Raw genomic sequence first — 16,982 nt, forward strand, 5'->3', positions numbered from 1 at the left:
TGCCATGACACCGATCGCCCTTGTCAATGCGCTCGAACACAACTCACGCGTGGCCGAACAGACCAGGCGTGAAGCCGAGCAGGCGCTGTATACCCAGCTCGACCAGGAGGCCCGGCTGGAAGACCAGATCACCTCGAAGCTGGGCCAGATCGCCATCCTGAAGCTGAATATCGACCCCGACCAGGATCTGCAGACCCGGCAGTTGTTCGAGCAGCGCGAGCACGCCCGAGCGGCCCTGGTCCAGGCGCTGGAACGGGCCGAGCAACTGATAGCCGCCCGACTGGACAAACGTCAGCAGGTGCGCAGTGATCTCGGCCAACTCGATGCCCAGGCACAGCGCCTGCTAGACCACGACCCGGCTTTCGCCCAATTGCTGGAACAACTGAGTGCAAACCAGCAAGCCGAACAGCAGTCCGATGCCGGCTACGAGGAAATCCGCAACGAGTGCGCCAACAAGCTGGAGGGCTACAAGAGCAACCCGCTCTACCGTTTTCTCAAGGCCTGTGGCTATGGCACCGAGCAATACCGACCTTACCTCTTCCAGCGCACGCTGGACGACTACCTGGCGCGCAAGGTCGACTTTCACGCCAACTACGCCAACGAACAGACCTTGCTGGCCATGTACACGCGCAACGAGACCCAGCGCCAGGCCCTCTCCCAGATGCGGCAGCAATTACAGGCGCAGCACCAGCAACATCTGGAAAAAGCCCGTGAAGCAGCTGGCATGCAGGCCTTGTTGGCCGAGGAACAAACGCTGGAAGTGCTGTTGAACGAGGCCAAGGCCCACGCCAGTTCGCTGCAGGCTCAACTGGACGACTTCAATCAGCAGCGCGATCCCTACCTGTTGCAGATTCGCCAGAGCATCACCGACAGGCTCAGGGCACGCCCCTTGGCCGAGCTGATCATTGAGGCGGCCAGGACACCGAACCCGGAAGACGACGTGTTGGTAAGCGACCTGCAGTTGCTGCACGCGCGGCTACGGGAGATTCAGCAGCATCTGAAAGGCCTGCGCGATGAGAGCGACAAACAGCGCCAACGCTATGACCGGGCCAAGACCCTGGAGTACGCGCTGCGCGATGCCCATTACCGCGATACAAGCCATGAGTACCGGCTGCAACAGCCCATCGAACAACTACTTGTCGACTACATGCGCGGCCAGCTGGAGCAGGCCGAAGTGCAGCGTTTGCTCGATGAAGGCCGGCAGTTCGTGTCGCCACAGCGCCGGGATGACAGCAGCAGCCCCAGCCGGGGCAACGACTCGACCGGCTCCCATGGCACCTCAGGCAGTTTCGGTGGAGGCGGTTTCAGCACCTCCAGCAGTTCCGGCGGTGGTGGTTTTCGCACCACCAACAGTTTCTGAATCGCGCAACTCAATAGCAGATATCCACTCAGGCAAGGATCACCATGAGCCAATACCTCGAACGCGCCCTAGACGGCCTGCGCAAACTCGGCATCGCCTTCGGTCAAGCGCCCCAGCCAACGCCAGTACTGACCCTGCTGGACAAGGTCGCGCACTACGACAACCAGCGCGTCACCGGCATCGCCGCAGTACTGCAGCAGGCATCGCTGTTCAACCAGACCGTACGCGAGCAGATCGCCGGGATGGACATCTCTCACCGCTACATGGAGATCACCGACAGCTTCACGTCGATTCGTGAAGATGCGGCCGCCATGGCCACATGGATGGACGATGGTCGCCTGGATACTTTCGAACGCCTCAAGATGGCCTGGATGCGCATGCTGCGAGGCTCGATCCCGAGCCGTTTCGAGGACATCCGCAAGCACTACCTCGACGTGTGCGAGGCCGCCAGCGACCAGATCACCCGCGAAAACCTGATCCTGGAAGCGTACATGGACTTCCGCCTGGCCATGAAAACTGCCGAGGTCGATGCCCAGCAAGTACTGGCCATCGCAGGGCAGTCTCTGCAGGAGCGCACCGCTGCCCTGGACACCGCCAACGCTACCGTGGCTGCGGCCGCGAGTGAAGCGCCCGCCCGCATCGCGGCACTGGAGCTGGCGCGTGACGAAGCGGTGCGAGCCCTGCAGAACGAAGACAAAAGCTACCAGATCGTCAAGGATATCGCTGACGACCTACGGGTCGGCTACAACACCGCCGAGATGGTATTCGCTCGCATCAGCCAGGTGCATGCGGTCAAGGAGCGTCAGTACCAGCGCATGGTGTCATTCTTCGCCACCAACGAAGTCGTGCTCACCAGCCTTGCCGTCTCGTTCACTGCCAACCAGGGCATGGCCGAGGCCACCCATACCCTCAACGCCACCACCGCTGGTATCAACAAGGGCCTGGAAGCCCTGGGCGATCTGGGTAACCAGCAACTGGGGGCGGCGATGAAAGCCAGCTACGGCTCAACCCTGCGTGTCGAGTCGGTCCGCGCCCTGGCCCAGGCCACCCTGGACTTCCAGAATGACATGAAAGGCCTCACCGAAACCTACCGGGCCGAGTCGACCAAGGCTGCGCTGGAAATCTCCAACGCCGTGGAGGACGCCAAGCGCGCCTTCTCCAGCTTGCTGACCAAAGCCTCGCAGTGATCGGCACCCAGGCAGCCAACCCAAACACCAAAAACCTTCAGGCGAAAAAAAGGGGCGCCGACCAAGCGCCCCACAAGCCGTGTAGCACACAACGAAATCTGTCAGTCCAGCAGCGCCATCGCCTCGGCGCTGCACGCCTCGATCCGCGCCCAGTCGCCGTTCTTGATCCAGCTGCTGTCGAGCATCCAGGTGCCGCCCACGCACATCACATTGGGCAGGGCCATGTAGTTGCGCACGTTGGCCGGGTTCACCCCGCCGGTCGGGCAGAAGCGAATGTCGCCGAACGGGCCGGCGAACGCTTTGATCGCCGCCACGCCACCGCTGATCTCGGCCGGGAACAGCTTGAAGCGGCGGTAACCAAGGGCGTAGCCCATCATGATTTCGGACGGCGTGCTGATACCGGGCAGCAGCGGAATGTCGCTTTCCACACCGGCCTCGAGGATGTCCTGGGTGATGCCCGGGGTGACGACGAACTGCGCACCCGCCGCTTCGACAGCAGCGAACATGCCGCGATCGAGCACGGTACCGGCGCCAACGCACAGCTCCGGGCGCTGCTCGCGCAGCACCTGGATGGCCTTCAGGCCATGCTGCGAACGCAGCGTCACCTCCAGGGTGCGGATGCCCCCAGCGGCCAGGGCGTCGGCCAGGGGCAGGATGTCTTCCTCACGGGCGATGGTGATCACCGGCAGGATGCGCGCCTGGTCGCAGATCGCGTCGATCCGCGCGGCTTTGTCGGCCATCGAGAGCAAAGGCTGTGGGCGTTCGAGGGTGGTCATGACAGTAGATCCTTGGCTCATGGGCACCAGTAGATGTCCAGGGGGTCGTGAAGAAAGGCGCGAATCGGCATTTCGGTAGGGTCTTCGGCCGCCAGGGCGGCACGCAGGGTGGCAAGCTTGCCCGCGCCTTGCACGGACAGGGCGATGAACCCGGCGCTGGCCAGCAGCGCACGGGTCATGCTCAGGCGTTGGTGCGGCACGCTGGGCGCCAACATCGCCATGCAGCGACGCTCACCGACCTTGGCCAAGCCCTGGCGCAGGTTGGGGCTGGCTGGGAACAGCGAAGCCGTGTGGCCATCGTCACCCATGCCCAGCACCAGCACATCGATCGACGGCAGGTCGGCGAGCACTTGATCGGCCTGCTCAGCGGCGGCCTCCAAGGTCGCGGCGCTCTGGTACAGGCCGATAAAACGCGCCTTGGCCGCCGCGCCCTTGAACAGGTGGCGGGCCAGCAGGCCGGCGTTGCTGTCCTGGTGCTCCACTGGTACCCAGCGCTCATCGGCCAGGCTCACGGTCACCTTCGACCAGTCCAGCTCCTCGCCGGCCAGCTTCTCGAGAAACGGCACCGGGCTACGACCACCGGACAGCACCACGCAGGCCTGGCCGTTGCTGGCGATGGCCTGGCGCAAGCGCTCGGCCACATCGTGGGCCAGGGTCGCCGCCAGGGTTTTCGCATCCGCCAACTGATGCGCCTTCACCGTCGCCGGCAGTTGCAGTTCAGATATCGCCATACCAGGCCCTCCCATCACGTGTGATCAGTGCTATCGAGCTCATCGGCCCCCAGGAACCCGCCGCATAGGGCTTGGGCGCATCGCCGCTGGCTTTCCAGCCGGCGATCAGCTGATCGCACCATTTCCAGGCGTATTCGATCTCATCCTTGCGCACGAACAGGTTCTGGTTGCCGCGCATTACTTCCAGCAACAAGCGCTCGTAGGCGTCGGGAATCCGCGCACTGCGCCAGGTGTCGGAGAAATTCAGTTGCAGCGGGCCACTGCGCAGTTGCATGCCCTTGTCCAGGCCCTGCTCCTTGGTCATCACCCGTAGCGAAATACCTTCGTCCGGTTGCAGGCGGATGATCAGCTTGTTGCCGATCTGCAGACGTTGCTCCGGGGCGAAGATGTAGTGCGGGGTTTCCTTGAAGTGAATGACGATTTGCGACAGCTTCTGCGGCATGCGCTTGCCGGTGCGCAGGTAGAACGGCACGCCCGACCAGCGCCAGTTGCGGATGTCGGCGCGCAGGGCAACGAAGGTCTCGGTGTCGCTCTGGGCGTTGGCGTTGTCTTCCTCCAGATAACCCGGCACCGGCTTGCCGTCGCTGTAGCCAGCGATGTACTGGCCGCGCACCACGCGGGTGCTCAGCCCCTCGCCGGTGATCGGCGCCAGCGCCTTGAGCACCTTGACCTTCTCGTCGCGGATGCTGTCGGCCGACAGGTCACTGGGCGGGTCCATGGCGATCAGGCAGAGCAGTTGCAGCAGGTGGTTCTGAATCATGTCGCGCAGTTGGCCGGCCTTGTCGAAGTAGCCCCAGCGGCCCTCGATGCCGACTTTTTCGGCGACGGTGATCTCTACGTGGGAGATGGAGTTCTGGTTCCACTGGGTTTCGAACAGGCTGTTGGCGAAGCGCAGGGCGATCAGGTTCTGGACCGTCTCTTTACCCAGATAGTGGTCGATGCGGTAGACCCGGTTCTCCGGGAAGAAGCGCGCCACCGCGTCGTTGACCCGGCGCGACGATTCCAGGTCGTGACCGATGGGCTTTTCCAGCACTACCCGGGTGCGCGCGGCAAGGCCGGCCTTGTCGAGGTTTTCGCAGATGGCGCCATAGACCGCTGCCGCCGTGGCGAAGTAGGCGATCAACGGCAACTCGGCCGGCGCCTGCTCGGCCAGGGCCTGGTAGCCCTCGGGCTGGACGAAATCCAGATGCTGGTAGGTCAGGCGCCCGAGAAAGCGTTCAAGCGCTGCTGCGTCGATTTCCGTCGCGGGCACGTGGCGGCGCAGGTGCGCCTCGATGGTACCCAGGTGCTCCTGCGCGGTGCCCGGCTCGCGGGCCAGGGCCAGCAGGCGGGTGTCCGGGTGCAGGAGGTCGGCGCAGTCGAGCTGATAGAGCGCGGGAAACAGCTTGCGCAATGCCAGGTCGCCGAGGGCGCCGAAGAGGGCAAAGGTGCAAGGTTCGACACTGATCGCAGCCATGATGTTGGTTCTTTTATAAAGTTGAGCTAGGAATACCGCTTTCAACCCTGCTTTTCAAGGGCTAATGTAGTAAAAACCACAACATTAAACACATCCATTACAGACAAGTGGTGTGGCAACCCCACCGCCAGTAGGATACACAACACTGCAAAAAGCCTGCTGTCGCGCCAGCCGGCTGTCTCTGAGCCCCCAAGGACACACCATGGACCGCGTGCGAAACCTCCTGGAACAGATCCAGGGCCGCCTGGACGAGCTGAACAAGGCTGAACGCAAAGTCGCCGAAGTCATCCTGCTCAACCCGCAACAAGCCACCCGCTTCAGCATCGCTGCCCTGGCCCAGGCGGCCAAGGTCAGCGAACCGACCGTCAACCGCTTCTGCCGCTCGTTCGGTGTCAGCGGCTACCCGGAGCTCAAGCTGCAACTGGCCCAGAGCCTGGCCAGCGGCGCCGCCTACGTCAGCCGGGCGGTGGAAGCCGACGACGACCCGGCCGCCTACACCCAGAAGATCTTCGGTAGCGCCATCGCCTCGCTGGACAGCGCCTGCCAGGCGCTCGACCCGCAGCAGGTCAGCCGCGCCGTGGACATGATGATCCAGGCCCGGCAAATCCATTTCTTCGGCCTCGGTGCTTCAGCCCCGGTGGCCCTGGATGCACAACACAAGTTCTTCCGCTTCAACCTTGCCGTATCGGCTCACGCCGACGTGCTGATGCAGCGCATGCTGGCCTCGGTGGCGCACACCGGTGACCTGTTCGTGATCATCTCCTACACCGGGCGCACCCGCGAACTGGTCGAGGTGGCGCGCCTGGCCCGTGAAAACGGCGCCTCGGTGCTGGGCTTGACCGCCGCCGGCTCGCCACTGGCCCAGGCCTGCAGCCTGAGCCTGCACATCCCGCTGCCGGAGGACACCGACATCTACATGCCGATGACCTCGCGGATCATCCAACTCACCGTGCTCGACGTGCTCGCCACCGGCATGACCCTACGCCGCGGCGTGGACTTCCAGCCGCACCTGCGCAAGATCAAGGAAAGCCTCAACGCCAGCCGCTACCCGATCGAGGACGACGACCTCAGCTGAGCCGATGCGCCTGCAACCGCAGGTGCGCGCGCTCGCCCGGCGCCAGGCTCAGGCCCTCGCCGCTGCCGCTGGTGGCCTCGACGCAGACGAAGCCTTGGCATTCGCGCCCGCTTACGCCCATCAGCGGGCGGTTGCCCGGGTGCCAGACCACGGTGTCGTCACTGTCGCCCGTGTCGATGCACAGCTCGCGCTGCCAGGCCGGGTCCTGCAACTGCACTTTTGGCGTGCCTGGGTAGACCTTCTGGCAACCGCCCTTCAGCTTCAGCGCGCCGTCTTCGCGGCAGGCCTGGCGATTGAGGCGGTCATAGCCTTCGATGTCCTCAAGCCCAGACAGCGCTATCTTCGACACGTCGCTGATACGCCAGTAAGCCAACAATGCATGGCTCAGCTGGCAAGGCTCGCTGTCCTGGTGCTCGGTACTCAGGCTCAGTTCCATGCTTGCGCCCAGCCGGGCGTGCAGATCGACCTGCCAGTCGCACAGGTCCAGGCGCCACTTTAGCGTCACGCCCTCTTCATCCTCGCGGCTGTCCACCAGCTTCCAGTCCAGCAATCGCGCCCAACCGTGGGCTGGCCACAGGTCCTCGCTGGGGTGGCGGCCATACCAGGGCCAGCACACCGGCACGCCACCACGGATGGCGCCGACTTGCGGCCACTGCTCGGCGCACCACAGCCAGGGCTTTTCGCCGGCCGGCTGAAAATGCAGCAACTGCGCGCCCTGGCGGCTGAACACCGCCTGGCAGCGTGGGTGATCGATGATCAGTACATCGCGCTGCTGGTAACGCTCCCACTCGAAGATCGGCCTGGGCCGTTGCGACGTGAAGAAGCGATGTAGCGGATGTTCGGGCATGGTTCCAAGCTCTTTTGTTGTTCGAGATAGCGCTGTCTCAGCCCATGCCCGCTAACCACTGCAGACCAGTGGTTAGCGGAAGGCCGAAAATGGATGGCGTAAATTTACAACAATTTTTCTCAGAATGACGACTGAATCTTCAACCCTGCGACCAGCGCGTTGTCCACCTCGTCGACACCGCCCGGGCTCTTGATGTACTGCAGGTTTGGCCGCACGGTCAGCCAGTTGGTGACGTGGAAGCCGTAGTAGAGCTCGGCGTTGTACTCGGTGCGCTGCAGCGGTACGAAGCCCGGGTTGTCGTAGTCATTGATGCCGGATTGGGCGTTGAGCAGCTCGGCGCGCTTCTTCACGTCGTCGTTGACATGGATGCGGGCGACACCGAAGCCGATATCATCCTTGGGACGAGCGTCGAAGGCGCCTTTGTAGACCAACCCAACCTGCTGGTAGTTGTCGACCACATTGGTGGCCTTGTCATGCACGGTGAAGTTGGCGAACAGGCTCAAGCCACGGTTGACGTCGCCGGCATGGGCGGTGACCTGCTGCTGCGCCACCACCCACCAGCCATGCTTGCTGGAATGCGACTTGAACGCCGCCCCCGTCAGCGCCTGCGGGTTGCCGTTGATGTCGTCGTACACATCGTCGGCCTTGGCGGTGCTGTAGTAGTAGCCCAGGCGATACTCGCCCGGCAGGCCGTTGACCTTCGGCGACCAGACCGCCTCCACCGGCAGGATCGCACCCTTGGTGCCGCTGCCGCTGAGCTTGAAGCCGTTACCGACTTCAAGGTTGGAAGGGTTCTGCTCGTAGGCGCCGACCTGGACGAAGAATTCCGGGGTGATGTTGTATTTCACCCGCAGGGCCCACTGGCTGACCGGCCAGTTGTACCAGATGCCGCCCACCCAGTTGCCCACCTGCGAGCCGCAGAAGGCCAGGTTCTGGAAGTCGCAGGGGAAGCTGTTGAAATCCTCGCCCTCGCCGAAGCGGCCGAATTTCACGTCCAGCGCGCCATCGAAGTATTTCTGCTTGATCCACATCTGGGTCAGGCGCCAGGTCTGGCCACGGCCCCAGACTTCCTGCACCGAGCTGAACTGCCCGGCGCGCGGGTCGCTGATGCGGTCGTTGGACAGGTTGCGGCCGCTACGCTCGGTGATCGCCAGTTTGAACTCGGTATCCTTCCAACCGAGAATCTTCTCCAGGTCCAGGTGTGCCCCCAGGGCGAACTGGTCGCTGTAGCGCGCAGTCTTGTCGTCGTTGTAGCCGCCATGCAGGTTGCCGGCCACCTCGCCGACGTAGTCGAGGGTGAAGTCGTAGCCCTTCTCCAACAGCTCGGTACGGGTGCCGCCCCAGTCGCCGGTCATCCATTTCGACTCCGACGAGAAAGCCTCGGCAGCCTGGGCCCCGCTGCTGCCGACCATGGCCAGCAGCGCCAGCGAACCCAGTGTCCTGATGCGATTGCGATGTTCCATCCCTTTGCGTCCTCTTTTCTTGTTATGCATTGTTCTAGACGATTCAACGGCCCTTGAAGCGAGTCACGTTGTCCTTGATGGCAGTTCCCGAAGCCGCGAGGTCGAGGCGTTCGCCACTGGCGGCGTCGAACAGCAACACCCGCGCCGGGTCGAACTGCAGGTTGAGGCTGTCGCCGACCTGGCACGCCACATCTGGCGCCAGGCGGCAGCAGACCTTGGTCTGGTTGAGGGTGACGAACACCAGCAGGTCCGGGCCAGTGGGTTCGGTGACCTGCACCTCGGCGCGGATGCCCGGCAGGCCATTGCCCTGCTCTGCTCCCAGCGCAATCTGCTCCGGACGCACGCCGAGGATGATCTCGCGCCCCTCCAGCTCGTCGGCCGCCACGCCCAGCGGCAGCTCGCAGCGCGCCTGGCCGCTGTCGAGCAACGCCAGCACGCGCCCGTCCTGCTTCGTCAGGCGCACCGGAATGAAATTCATCGGCGGCGAACCAATGAAACTGGCGACGAACAGGTTGGCCGGGTCGTTGTAGATCTGCTGCGGCGTACCGAATTGCTGAATAATGCCGTCCTTCATCACCGCCACCTTGTCACCGAGCGTCATGGCCTCGATCTGGTCGTGGGTGACGTATACCGTGGTGGTCTTCAGGCGCTGGTGCATCAGCTTGATCTCAGTGCGCATCTCCACCCGCAACTTGGCGTCGAGGTTCGACAGCGGCTCGTCGAACAGGTAGATCTTCGGCCGCCGCGCCAGGGCCCGGCCCATGGCCACGCGCTGCTGCTGGCCACCAGACAACTGGCCGGGCTTGCGCTCGAGCAGGTGCTCGATCTGCAGCAGCTTGGCGACCCGTGCCACTTCCTCGTCGATGGCCGCCTGGGACAGCTTGCGGATCTTCAAACCGAAGGCGATGTTGTCGCGCACGTTCATGGTCGGGTACAGCGCGTAGGACTGGAACACCATGGCGATGTCGCGGTCCTTCGGGCTCATGCCGCTGACGTCCTCGTCATCGATGAGGATCGCCCCGCCACTGATGCTCTCGAGGCCGGCGATGCAGTTCATCAGCGTCGACTTGCCGCAGCCCGAAGGGCCGACCAGGATCAGGAACTCACCGTCCTTGATCGCCAGCTGGATATCCTTGAGCGTGTCGGGCAGGCCCGCGCCGTAGGTCTTGTTCACGTTACGCAGTTCGAGTGTTGCCATGACTTACCCCTTGACCGCGCCGGCGGTCAGCCCGCGCACGAAATACTTGCCCGCCACCACGTAGACCAGCAGCGTCGGCAACCCGGCGATCATCGCCGCGGCCATGTCGACGTTGTATTCCTTGGCCCCGGTGCTGGTGTTGACCAGGTTGTTCAGGGCCACGGTGATCGGTTGCGAGTCGCCACTGGAGAACACCACGCCGAACAGGAAGTCATTCCAGATCTGGGTGAACTGCCAGATCAGGCAGACCATGATGATGGGTGTCGACATCGGCAGGATGATCCGCCCGAAGATGGTGAAGAACCCGGCGCCGTCCAGGCGCGCGGCCTTGACCAGCGCCTCGGGGATGCTCACGTAGTAGTTGCGGAAGAACAGCGTGGTGAAGGCCAGGCCATACACCACGTGCACCAGCACCAGGCCGCTGGTGGTGCTGGCCAGACCCAGCTTGCCGAGGGTGAACGAGGCCGGCAGCAGCACCGTCTGGAACGGCAGGAAGCAACCGAACAACAACAGCCCGAAGAACAGCTGCGAACCACGAAAGCGCCACATCGACAACACGTAGCCGTTGAGCGCGCCGATGGCGGTGGAGATCAGCACGGCCGGCACGGTGATCAGGATCGAGTTGACGAAATAGCCGCTGACCGTGGCCCAGGCCTTGGCCCAGCCGATGCCGGTGAACACCGTCGGCCAGCTCAGCAGGTTGCCGGTGCTGATGTCTTCCGGGGTCTTGAAGCTGGTCAACAGCATCACCACCAGCGGCACCAGGTACAGCAGCACCGCCAGCAGCAGCACGCCGTGAATGGCGATGCGGCTGATGCTCAGCGCAGGTTTGTCGGTAAGGCTAGTCATGACGCTTGCCCCGCAGTTCCGAGTACAGGTAAGGGACGATGATCGCCAGCACGGCGCCGAGCATCAGGATGGCGCTGGCCGAGCCCATGCCCATCTGCCCGCGGCTGAAGGTGAACGCGTACATGAACATCGCCGGCAGATCGGAGGAATACCCCGGCCCCCCGGCGGTCATGGCCGCCACCAGGTCGAAGCTCTTGATGGCGATGTGCGCCAGGATCATCAGCGAACTGAAGAACACCGGGCGCAGGCTGGGCAGCACCACTGTCCAGTAGATGCGCGGCAGGCTGGCGCCATCGAGCTGGGCGGCACGGATGATCGACGGGTCGACCCCACGCAGGCCGGCCAGGAACATTGCCATGATGAAGCCCGAGGCTTGCCATACCGCGGCGATGACCAGGCAGTAGACGACCCGGTCGGGGTCGATCAGCCAGTCCAGGCGGAACCCTTCCCAACCCCAATCGCGCAGCAGCTTGTCCAGGCCCATGCCGGGGTTGAGCAGCCACTTCCAGGCGGTGCCGGTGACGATCATCGACAGGGCCATGGGGTACAGGTAGATGGTGCGGATGAAGCCTTCGCGGCGGATGCGCTGGTCGAGCAGCACGGCCAGGAATACGCCGATGGCCAGGGTGACGCCGATGAACAGGCCACCGAACAACAGCAGGTTCTTGCTCGCCACCCACCAGCGGTCGTTTTCGAACAGGCGGGTGTACTGCGCCAGCCCCGCCCATTTGTAGGTGGGCAGGAAGGTGGAGGTGGTGAACGAGAGGACGAAGGTCCACAGGATGTAGCCATAGAAGCCCACCAGGACGATGAACATGCTGGGGGCCAGCACCAGTTTCGGTAGCCAGCGCTGTAGTGCGTCCAGGGGTGAGGCCCGCAAGCGGGCGGTTGCTGTGATCATGATTCAGATCTCGTTTCGAAAACGACACATGCCCTGTAGGGGCGGCTTTAGCCGCGATCAGCCGCGAAGCGGGTGACAAACACCGCGTTGCCTGCATCGCGGCTGAAGCCGCTCCTACTGAGCCGCCTTCACCGCCGCGTAGAGCTTCTTCGCAGCATCCGCCGGGTCAGCCTTGGGGTCGTTGATGTAGTTGGTCACTACATCGAAGAAGGCCCCCTGCACGGCCAGTGTGGTCGCCATGTTGTGCGCCATGCTCGGCTGCAGCCCACCGGACTTGGCGTCCGCCAGGAAGTCCTTGGCGGAGGCCTGGGCGCAGGCGTCGAAACCGTACTTGTTCATGTCGGCGAGCATGTCGTTGCGCACCGGGATCGAGCCCTTGTTGGTGCTGAACACCTTCTGGAAGTCCTCGCCCAGGACCTTGCGGGCGATGTCCTGCTGGCCGGCCGCGGTGCCCTCGCTCTTCTGTTTGAACACCACCAACGAGTCGATGTTGTAGAGGAACGCCTGGTCGGTGCCGGGGAAGGCCACGCACTGGTAGTCCTTGCCGGCCGTCTTCTTGGCCAGGGTCCATTCGCTCTTGGCCCAGTCGCCCATGATCTGCATGCCGGCCTTGCCGTTGATGACCTTGGCGGCTTCGAGGTTCCAGTCCTGGCCCTTGCCGTCAGGGTCCATGTAGGTGGCGACCTTCTTCAGTTCGGTGAGCGCCTTGACCATCTCGGGGCCGGTCAGGGCGCCCTTGTCGAGGTCGACCAGCGCTTTCTTGTAACCATCGACGCCCATTACCGAGAGCACCACGCTCTCGAACACGGTGCTGTCCTGCCATGGCTGCCCCCCGTGGGCGAGCGGGATGAAACCGGCGGCCTTGAGCTTGTCGCCGGCTGCGTAGAACGCCTCGAGGGTGGTCGGCGCCTTGTCGATGCCGGCCTTCTTGAACACCTCCGGGTTGATCCACAGCCAGTTGATGCGGTGGATGTTCACCGGCACGGCCACATAGTCGCCGTCGTACTTCACGGTGTCGGCGACTTTCTTGTCTAGCAGGCCATCCCACTTCTCTTCCTTGGCCACGCCTTTCAGGACATCAGGGTCCAGCAGCCCGGTGGCAGCCCAGTCCTGGATATCCGGGCCCTTGATCTGGGCGACGGCGGGCGGATTGCCGGCCACGGCACGGCTCTTGAGCACGGTCATGGCAGTAGCGCCGCCACCACCGGCGACAGCGCCGTCCTTCCAGGTGAAACCGTCTTTCTCGACCTGGGCCTTAAGTACGTCGACAGCGGCCTTTTCACCGCCGGAGGTCCACCAATGGACGACCTCCACGTTGCCTTTGGAGTCGGCGGCATGGGCACTGAGGGAGCAGAGGGAAGCGAGGGAAATAGCGGCGGCGAGACGAAGCGTCGAATGCATGGGAATACCTTTCTTGTTGTTATGCGTGGCAAGACGGTCGCTTGCTTTGCATGGAGTGTAAGGAGCTCGCGCACCCCGTCAGGTAACGAACGGATGCGCAATTGTCATCATCTGGTTACAAAGCCAGGGCACAGGCCAGGCTTGGCGCCAGCGGCAGGCGCGGCAGCAGCAGGGCCTGGTAGGCGTGGTAGAGGTCCGGCTTGCCGCCCCAGATGCGTGCACTGGGGCGGTTGGCTGAGTCGAGTTCGTGGTGCCAGCTGCCATGGGCGCGGTCGATGAAGTGTTCGCCGATGAATTCCCAGAAGCAGCGATACCAGCGCTCGTACTGCGCCTCGCCCGTGCGTCGCAGCAAGGCGGCGGCGGTGGCACAGGCCTCGGCATGCACCCAGTGCAGGCGCTCGCGCACCACCGGGCGATTGCGCCAGTCCAGGGTGTAGACCAGGCCCGGCGCGCCATCGACCTGCCAGGCATGGCGGCAGGCACCGTCGAACAGGCCCTTGGCGGCGCTCGCCAGGCCCTTCGACACAGACAGGTCGGCCTGCTGGCGGGCGGCTTCCAGGTGCAGGAGCAGGCGGGCCCACTCGAAGGCGTGACCGGGCGTGGTGCCATAGGGACGGAAACCATCGGCAGGGCTATCGCGGTTGTAATCCGGCAGGGCCTGCCAGTGCTGGTCGAAATGCTCGGTGACGCGCAGGCCATCTGTCGTGGGCTGGCTGAGGATGAGCCGGTCGACGATCCTCTGGGCGCGCTCCAGCCAAAGCCTGTTGCCGGTCACGTCGGCCAGGGCGAGGAACGCCTCGACGCCATGCATGTTGCTGTTGGCGCCGCGGTAGGCCTCGGGCTGTTGCCAGTCGCGGGCGAAGGTTTCGCGCAGCGCCCCCTCCTCCTCGCTCCAGAAACGCTGCCCGATGACCTCGATCGCGTCATCCAGCAGCGCCTGGGCGTCGCTGACACCGGCCACCACCGCCGAGCTGGCGGCCAGGGCGACGAACGCATGCAGATAGGCGGCCTTGTCGCTGCCGTGCAGGCCGTGCGGATGGGCGAACCAGCCGCCGAAGTCAGCGTCACGCAATGGCCCTTGCAGTGCGGCGACGCCATGCTCGACCAGCCCCAGGCAGCCTGGCACACCCTGGATATGCGCCAGGGCGAAGCTGTGGGTCATGCGCGCGGTGGTCAGCGTTTCGGCGATGGCGCAACGGGGCAGGCGCCCTTCATCGTCGAGGCTGCCGAAGCCTTCGGGCAAGCGCGAGGCCTTGGCGAAGTCGAGCAGGCGCAGGGCTTCTGTCGTGAGCCAGGCGTGGTGGACCGGGGAATCGAGCCAGCTGTGGGTCATGGGGCATGCCTTCCTTGTTGTTGTCAGCGGATTCTAGCCAGTCGTCCTGGCTGGCATGTCACGAAGGCCCACAGGTTTGTCACCGAATAGTGACCTGTAGGGGCGGCTTTAGCCGCGATCACCCGCGTAGCGGGTGCGAGACGCCACGGTGCCTGGATCGCGGTTAAAGCCTCCTACAGGGAATCGTGTCAACCGCCCTCAATCGGCGGTACGGGGCAGGAACAAGGTTACCCGCAACCCACCTTCACGCAGGTTCAGCAGGCTCACTTCACCGCCATGGCTATGGGCGATGTTGCGCGCAATCCCCAATCCCAGCCCATAGCCTTGTTGTTGCCCGGCCAGGCGAAAATGCGGCTCGAACACCTGTTCCAGGCGCTGCTCCGGCACTCCCGGCCCCTGGTCGTCGACTTGCAGGACAAAACTCTCGGCGCTGTCGAGAATCCGCAGGTGCGCCCGCTCGCCATACTTGATGGCATTGTCGATCAGGTTACCGATGCAACGGCGCAGGGCCAGCGACTTGCCCGGATAAGGTGACAAGGCCCTGCCCTCGACGGTGATGCGACCATCGCCCACGTAAGGCTCGGCAAGAATTTCCAGCACCTGGTTAAGGTCGATCGGTTCGATGTTCTCGTGGATATCGGTATCCTTCACGCATTGCAGCGCGCCTTTGACCAGCAACTCCAGTTCATCAAGATCACGGCTGAACTTGGCCTGCACCTGTTCGTCCTCAAGCAGTTCGACCCGCAGGCGCAAGCGTGTGATCGGCGTGCGCAGGTCATGGGACACGGCGCTGAACAATTGGGCACGCTCGGTCAGGTAACGGCTGATGCGCTCGCGCATGCTGTTGAACGCCCGCCCCACTTCGACCACCTCGCTGCCACCACCCTCGGCCACCGGCGCCACGTCCGCGCCCAGGGACATTTCCCGCGCGGCCCGTGCCAGGCGTTTCAGCGGCCGGCTCTGCCAATGCACCAGCAAACCGATGAACAACAGCAGCATGGCGGTGGTGAGGGCGATGAAACCCATCTGCTGACGCGGCAGGCGCTCGGCTTCAAGACTGGTGTAGGGCTCAGGCAACAGCGAGGCGATGTACAACCACTCGCCTTCGTCCAGGCGGATCTGGGTCACCAGCACCGGCGGATTGAGTGGTTCGAGGGTCAACGAGTAATGCGCCCATGAGCGCGGCAGCTCATCGAGCTTCAGCCCGCTGTTGAAGATGCGCAAATCGTCCGGGCTGACGAATGCCACGGAGATTTCCATCTGCTGCCCCAGGCGCTCGTGCAGCACCTGCTGGAACACGTCGATCACCGCCTGCTTGCGTGGAGTGACCGGTAACACCGGCATCTCCAGTGGCTTGACGTTGAGCGAGACGAAGAAGCGCGTGCCCCCCATGCTGCGCAACTGATCGAGGACCATGGGCCGGTAGCCCACCGGCAGCGAGCGGAAGTAGCTGACACTGGCGCTCATCGAATGGGCCAGGCTGCTGGCGCTGGCACGCAGGCCCTGCAACTGGCTGGCGCGCAGCTGCGCCACCCAGATCAGGCTCGACAACCCCTGGGCCAGCAGCACCACCAGTAGCGTGAGCAGCAGCATGCGCCCCAGCAACGAGCGCGGCAGCAGGCGCCAACGCCGCTCGCTAGGCCGGGCAGACATGGGCCGCCAGCAGGTAGCCGCTGCCACGCACGGTGCGGATCAATCGCGGGGGTTTCTCGGTGTCGCGCAGCCGCTGGCGCAAGCGGCTGACAGCCATGTCGACGATGCGATCCAGGGGCATTGGTTCACGGCCGCGGGTGGCGTTGCCGATGGTGTCGCGGTCGAGGATCTGTTGCGGGTGGTCAAGGAACAGCTTGAGCAGGGCGAAGTCGGCGCCGGACAGGATCACCTCTTCGCCGTCGCGGTGGAAAAGACGGTGGCTGACAATGTCCAGGCGCCAGTCGTCGAAGGCCAGCACGGCGCTGGCCGGCGTCGCCTGGCCGAATTCGGCGCGGCGTAGCAGGGCCTTGATCCGTGCCTGCAGTTCCCGCGGGCTGAAGGGTTTGCCGAGGTAATCGTCGGCGCCCAGCTCCAGGCCGATGACCCGGTCGGTTTCGTCGGAGCTGGCGGTGAGCATGATGATCGGTACCCGTGACAGGCGCGGGTGCTGGCGAACCCAGCGGCACAGGCTGAAGCCGTCCTCGTCGGGCAGCATCACATCGAGGATCACCAGGTCGCAGGGGCTGGTGTCCAGCGCGCGGCGGAAGCCCTGGCCGTCAGCTTCGGCGTGGACCTGGAAGCCGGAGCGGGCGAGGTAGGTTTGCAGCAGTTCACGGATGTCCTGGTCGTCGTCGACCATCAGGATCGTTTTGCCGGCAGTGGTCACAATGGTCCGTCCTCTGGTGGTCGCAGATCTTTGTGTCTGCTGTGAA

General features: G+C 64.0%; 15 protein-coding genes. 3 read left to right on the forward strand and 12 right to left on the reverse strand.

Going from position 1 to position 16,982, the window contains the following annotated elements:
- Nucleotides 1–4 precede the first annotated feature (4 nt).
- The gene (locus tag IM733_RS14150; RefSeq protein ID WP_248917251.1) at nt 5–1,360 is read left to right on the forward strand and encodes a hypothetical protein; all 1,356 of its coding nucleotides are present in this window, start codon (nt 5–7) and stop codon (nt 1,358–1,360) included.
- A 44-nt stretch (nt 1,361–1,404) separates the two neighbouring features.
- The gene (locus tag IM733_RS14155; RefSeq protein ID WP_248917252.1) at nt 1,405–2,547 is read left to right on the forward strand and encodes a merozoite surface protein 3b; all 1,143 of its coding nucleotides are present in this window, start codon (nt 1,405–1,407) and stop codon (nt 2,545–2,547) included.
- Between the two features lie 101 nt (nt 2,548–2,648).
- Here IM733_RS14155 and IM733_RS14160 read toward each other — a convergent pair whose 3' ends face one another.
- From IM733_RS14160 to zwf, 3 genes are read right to left on the reverse strand one after another with little or no spacing between them, the layout of a single operon-like run.
- Entirely contained in the window at nt 2,649–3,323 is a 675-nt protein-coding gene (locus tag IM733_RS14160) for a bifunctional 4-hydroxy-2-oxoglutarate aldolase/2-dehydro-3-deoxy-phosphogluconate aldolase (RefSeq protein ID WP_011535458.1), read from the reverse strand.
- Between the two features lie 17 nt (nt 3,324–3,340).
- Complete coding sequence (gene pgl / locus IM733_RS14165) at nt 3,341–4,054, reverse strand: 6-phosphogluconolactonase (protein WP_248917253.1); 714 nt, start codon at nt 4,052–4,054, stop codon at nt 3,341–3,343.
- Nucleotides 4,041–5,510, reverse strand: coding sequence for a glucose-6-phosphate dehydrogenase (gene zwf / locus IM733_RS14170; protein WP_248917254.1), 1,470 nt, complete (start codon nt 5,508–5,510; stop codon nt 4,041–4,043). The genes pgl and zwf overlap by 14 nt, the downstream gene beginning before the upstream one ends.
- A gap of 211 nt (nt 5,511–5,721) precedes the next feature.
- Between zwf and hexR the strand changes: the two genes are divergently transcribed.
- The gene (gene hexR, locus IM733_RS14175) at nt 5,722–6,585 is read left to right on the forward strand and encodes a DNA-binding transcriptional regulator HexR (RefSeq protein ID WP_181427842.1); all 864 of its coding nucleotides are present in this window, start codon (nt 5,722–5,724) and stop codon (nt 6,583–6,585) included.
- Here the strand turns inward: hexR and IM733_RS14180 are convergent.
- The 9 genes from IM733_RS14180 to IM733_RS14220 all read right to left on the reverse strand — a co-directional run bounded on the left by IM733_RS14180 (nt 6,578) and on the right by IM733_RS14220 (nt 16,909).
- Nucleotides 6,578–7,432, reverse strand: a complete 855-nt coding sequence (locus IM733_RS14180; RefSeq protein WP_248917255.1) for a D-hexose-6-phosphate mutarotase — start codon at nt 7,430–7,432, stop codon at nt 6,578–6,580. The genes hexR and IM733_RS14180 overlap by 8 nt on opposite strands.
- A gap of 119 nt (nt 7,433–7,551) precedes the next feature.
- Entirely contained in the window at nt 7,552–8,844 is a 1,293-nt protein-coding gene (locus IM733_RS14185) for a carbohydrate porin (RefSeq protein WP_248921178.1), read from the reverse strand.
- A 94-nt stretch (nt 8,845–8,938) separates the two neighbouring features.
- Entirely contained in the window at nt 8,939–10,093 is a 1,155-nt protein-coding gene (locus IM733_RS14190) for an ABC transporter ATP-binding protein (RefSeq protein WP_248917256.1), read from the reverse strand.
- A 3-nt stretch (nt 10,094–10,096) separates the two neighbouring features.
- Complete coding sequence (locus tag IM733_RS14195) at nt 10,097–10,942, reverse strand: carbohydrate ABC transporter permease (RefSeq protein ID WP_248917257.1); 846 nt, start codon at nt 10,940–10,942, stop codon at nt 10,097–10,099.
- Nucleotides 10,935–11,843: a carbohydrate ABC transporter permease gene (locus tag IM733_RS14200; protein ID WP_248917258.1), complete on the reverse strand. Its 909-nt coding sequence runs from the start codon at nt 11,841–11,843 to the stop codon at nt 10,935–10,937. Before IM733_RS14200 ends, IM733_RS14195 begins: the two co-directional genes overlap by 8 nt.
- A 114-nt stretch (nt 11,844–11,957) precedes the next feature.
- Entirely contained in the window at nt 11,958–13,244 is a 1,287-nt protein-coding gene (locus IM733_RS14205) for an ABC transporter substrate-binding protein (protein WP_248917259.1), read from the reverse strand.
- A 115-nt stretch (nt 13,245–13,359) separates the two neighbouring features.
- Nucleotides 13,360–14,577, reverse strand: coding sequence for an AGE family epimerase/isomerase (locus IM733_RS14210; protein ID WP_248917260.1), 1,218 nt, complete (start codon nt 14,575–14,577; stop codon nt 13,360–13,362).
- Between the two features lie 198 nt (nt 14,578–14,775).
- Nucleotides 14,776–16,230, reverse strand: coding sequence for an ATP-binding protein (locus IM733_RS14215; protein ID WP_248917261.1), 1,455 nt, complete (start codon nt 16,228–16,230; stop codon nt 14,776–14,778).
- The gene (locus IM733_RS14220; RefSeq protein ID WP_432760430.1) at nt 16,214–16,909 is read right to left on the reverse strand and encodes a response regulator; all 696 of its coding nucleotides are present in this window, start codon (nt 16,907–16,909) and stop codon (nt 16,214–16,216) included. The genes IM733_RS14215 and IM733_RS14220 overlap by 17 nt, the downstream gene beginning before the upstream one ends.
- Nucleotides 16,910–16,982 lie beyond the last annotated feature (73 nt).

Origin of the sequence: Pseudomonas entomophila (assembly GCF_023277925.1) — a bacterium.
GTDB lineage: Bacteria > Pseudomonadota > Gammaproteobacteria > Pseudomonadales > Pseudomonadaceae > Aquipseudomonas > Aquipseudomonas entomophila_D.

What these genes read in the sequence shown, in the direction of transcription:
- IM733_RS14215 (WP_248917261.1), bottom strand. Translation starts at nt 16,230, where the DNA reads ATGTCTGCCCGGCCTAGCGAGCGGCGTTGGCGCCTGCTGCCGCGCTCG.
- IM733_RS14200 (WP_248917258.1), bottom strand. Translation starts at nt 11,843, where the DNA reads ATGATCACAGCAACCGCCCGCTTGCGGGCCTCACCCCTGGACGCACTA.
- IM733_RS14185 (WP_248921178.1), bottom strand. Translation starts at nt 8,844, where the DNA reads ATGGTCGGCAGCAGCGGGGCCCAGGCTGCCGAGGCTTTCTCGTCGGAG.
- pgl (WP_248917253.1), bottom strand. Translation starts at nt 4,054, where the DNA reads ATGGCGATATCTGAACTGCAACTGCCGGCGACGGTGAAGGCGCATCAG.
- zwf (WP_248917254.1), bottom strand. Translation starts at nt 5,510, where the DNA reads ATGGCTGCGATCAGTGTCGAACCTTGCACCTTTGCCCTCTTCGGCGCC.
- IM733_RS14220 (WP_432760430.1), bottom strand. Translation starts at nt 16,909, where the DNA reads ATGGTCGACGACGACCAGGACATCCGTGAACTGCTGCAAACCTACCTC.
- IM733_RS14155 (WP_248917252.1), top strand. Translation starts at nt 1,405, where the DNA reads ATGAGCCAATACCTCGAACGCGCCCTAGACGGCCTGCGCAAACTCGGC.
- IM733_RS14180 (WP_248917255.1), bottom strand. Translation starts at nt 7,432, where the DNA reads ATGCCCGAACATCCGCTACATCGCTTCTTCACGTCGCAACGGCCCAGG.
- IM733_RS14210 (WP_248917260.1), bottom strand. Translation starts at nt 14,577, where the DNA reads ATGACCCACAGCTGGCTCGATTCCCCGGTCCACCACGCCTGGCTCACG.
- IM733_RS14195 (WP_248917257.1), bottom strand. Translation starts at nt 10,942, where the DNA reads ATGACTAGCCTTACCGACAAACCTGCGCTGAGCATCAGCCGCATCGCC.
- IM733_RS14205 (WP_248917259.1), bottom strand. Translation starts at nt 13,244, where the DNA reads ATGCATTCGACGCTTCGTCTCGCCGCCGCTATTTCCCTCGCTTCCCTC.
- IM733_RS14160 (WP_011535458.1), bottom strand. Translation starts at nt 3,323, where the DNA reads ATGACCACCCTCGAACGCCCACAGCCTTTGCTCTCGATGGCCGACAAA.
- IM733_RS14190 (WP_248917256.1), bottom strand. Translation starts at nt 10,093, where the DNA reads ATGGCAACACTCGAACTGCGTAACGTGAACAAGACCTACGGCGCGGGC.
- IM733_RS14150 (WP_248917251.1), top strand. Translation starts at nt 5, where the DNA reads ATGACACCGATCGCCCTTGTCAATGCGCTCGAACACAACTCACGCGTG.